Raw genomic sequence first — 2,417 nt, forward strand, 5'->3', positions numbered from 1 at the left:
GACTGGCGACGGGTCGCAACCCGATATGACAGATGCGCTCACACCTTCATGGCCGCAATCCATATCGCCGCAAGCTTCATCTTCTATCTCAAAAAATGAGTCCTGAGCCTAAGAATAAAGGTGTCCACCAAAACAGGGGATCATCAGCATTGCGTTCATAAAAATACCGGCCCTTACGGGTCATTGCTTTTTCGGTATGTTTATTCTGACACCAGAGACAGATGGGCACGCAAATTATTCCTGTGGATTTTCTGCTTCCGTTTTTTACTCAGCCTGCTGCGGCCGACGGTGTCCAAGTGGATGTCTGACAGAAAAAACTATACAGTAATAAGGAAAAACTGCTCTTTACGTGCCGGGAATGTCGCGTCTACGCTCTGTCCGAGACCGCGTGAAAATAATGCGATGCCGGGAGGGCAGATTGAGCGGAAGCTGCGAACTTTCATTACGGACAGATCTTGCCGCTGCGTTCCGCATGGCTGCCCGACTGGGCTTCCATGAGGCTGTCGCCAATCACTTCAGCGCGGCGGTGTCGGAGGACGGTTCCCGCTTTCTCATCAACCCGAAATGGCGGCATTTTTCGCGCATCAGGGCCAGTGATCTGGTTCTGGTCGATGTAAACGAACCGGGAGACGCGCTCAGCCGGGATCTTGATCCGACCGCCTGGGCTATTCACGGTCAGTTGCACAGGATCGTTCCCCGGGCGCGGGTGGCGATGCATTTGCATCCCGTTTATGCGACGACCATCGCGACATTGCAGAATTCTGAGATTATTCCGATCGAACAGAACACAGCGCGTTATTTTCGCCGTGTGGCTCTGGACAGGCTGTATGGCGGAATGGCGGACAGCGAGAATGAGGGAGCGCGTCTCGCGGGGCTGATGGGCGACAAGACCAGACTGATGATGGGCAATCACGGTGTGATGGTTGTGGCTCAGACCGTTGGTGAAGCGTTCGATGATATGTATACCATGGAACGGGCATGCCAGATTCTTGTCAATGCTTATTCGACCGGGCAGCCTCTTTCCGTTCTCCCGAATGATGTGGCGGAAAAAACCGCGCGTGACTGGGAAGGAATAACGGATTTCTCAGTCCGTCATTTTGAGGAAATGAAGCTTATTCTCGACAGGCAAGAGCCTGATTATCGCGACTGACCGGCAAAATGATGCGAACACTAATGATGGGGTGTCCACGGCTCTGTTGGACAAATGGAGCGCTTGGAGCGGTTCTACATTAGGGCTTGTGGGGATTTATCGTGAATGGATGATGGCTGCGGCGCGATAGATCATTGCGGTGAAGCTTTTGTCTGTTTTGTCGGCGCGCATGGCGATGCGCTTGAATTCTTTGAGCTTGCAGAAGAAGTTCTCGATCAGGTGTCGCCATTTATACATCTCCCGGTCAAGCGGATGCGGTTTGGTCCGCCCTGGGTGCTGGGAGATGATCACTGTGGCGCCACGCTTATTGAGATCGGCGATGATGGCATTACTGTCGAACGCTTTGTCCGCGATGAGGGCACCAAATTCGATACCTTCGATCAACGGAGGCACGTCGACGCTGTCAAAACGCTGGCCGGGCATCAGGCGGAAGCGCACGAGATTGCCCGGGACATCGGTCAGCGCCAGGATTTTCGTCGTCATTCCGCCTTTCGAGCGACCTGTGGCCTGCCCCTGAGCCCCCCTTTTGCGCCCTGACCGTGACGGTGGACTTTTACGATCGTCGCATCGACCATGGCGTATTCCATGTCAGGCTCACCGGACAGAGCATCGAAAATCCGTTTGAAAACATCGGCATTGCGCCAGTCGCTGAAGCGACGGAAAGCAGTGCTCCAGTTGCCGAACATCGCCGGCAGGTCACGCCAGGGACTGCCCGTCCGCACAATCCACAACACCGCTTCCATGAACAGCCGATTGTCCCGGCCACTCCGGCCGGGATCAGTCGGTTTGCCAAGGCAGTGTCGTTCAATCTGCGCCCACCGGGCGTCCGTCAGCACAAAACGTTCCATCCAAAGCTTGAATTACAATCCAGGCTTCTCGTGAATCCCCACAAGCCTTAATCTGTTTCATATCCTGCTGCTATGAAGAAGCTGGAGCATTCATGGGGTGTGAAAGCGTTGAGCACTGATCCGACGGCATTCCATAATGCGGTGACAGTCCGTTCGGCCTTTACCCGAAGCAACGCTTTGATTTTGGAGAACGCTATCTCGATAGAATTTTGTACGCCCGGCATTTTATGAGCGGGAAGATTGTCCATCACGACGATATCACCCGGGGTCAGTGTCGGTATAAGAACCTGCTCGACACAGACCTGAAAGACTGGACGTGTCACGGTTTAGTTCCGGACCATTGGTTATCTGTTAAGCGGCGTTGCGCTCATAATCCAGAAGGCTTTTCCATTAGAGTGCGGAATGGCGCCTCTGCGGAT

Annotated in this window: 2 protein-coding genes and 2 pseudogenes; 2 read left to right on the forward strand and 2 right to left on the reverse strand. The window is 54.0% G+C overall.

Annotation, left to right across the window (positions count from 1 at the left end):
* Together GOB90_RS18580 and GOB90_RS18585 are read left to right on the forward strand one after the other, a co-directional pair.
* Positions 1-99 (forward strand): annotated as a pseudogene (locus GOB90_RS18580) (IS5/IS1182 family transposase); the annotation flags it as partial.
* Positions 100-418: 319 nt separating this feature from the next.
* The gene (locus tag GOB90_RS18585; protein WP_242012169.1) at positions 419-1,150 is read left to right on the forward strand and encodes a class II aldolase and adducin N-terminal domain-containing protein; all 732 of its coding nucleotides are present in this window, start codon (positions 419-421) and stop codon (positions 1,148-1,150) included.
* Between the two features lie 96 nt (positions 1,151-1,246).
* Here the strand turns inward: GOB90_RS18585 and GOB90_RS18590 are convergent.
* Together GOB90_RS18590 and GOB90_RS19880 are read right to left on the reverse strand one after the other, a co-directional pair.
* Positions 1,247-1,998 (reverse strand): IS5 family transposase gene (locus GOB90_RS18590; protein ID WP_146893118.1). Its coding sequence is split into 2 segments (ribosomal slippage): positions 1,247-1,668 and positions 1,668-1,998, totalling 753 coding nucleotides; the frame shifts between segments, so codons are not numbered across the junction.
* A 212-nt stretch (positions 1,999-2,210) separates the two neighbouring features.
* Positions 2,211-2,309 (reverse strand): annotated as a pseudogene (locus tag GOB90_RS19880) (IS630 family transposase); the annotation flags it as partial.
* Positions 2,310-2,417 lie beyond the last annotated feature (108 nt).

The sequence above is a fragment of the Acetobacter oeni genome, assembly GCF_011516825.1.
In the GTDB taxonomy this organism is placed as follows: Bacteria; Pseudomonadota; Alphaproteobacteria; order Acetobacterales; family Acetobacteraceae; genus Acetobacter; species Acetobacter oeni.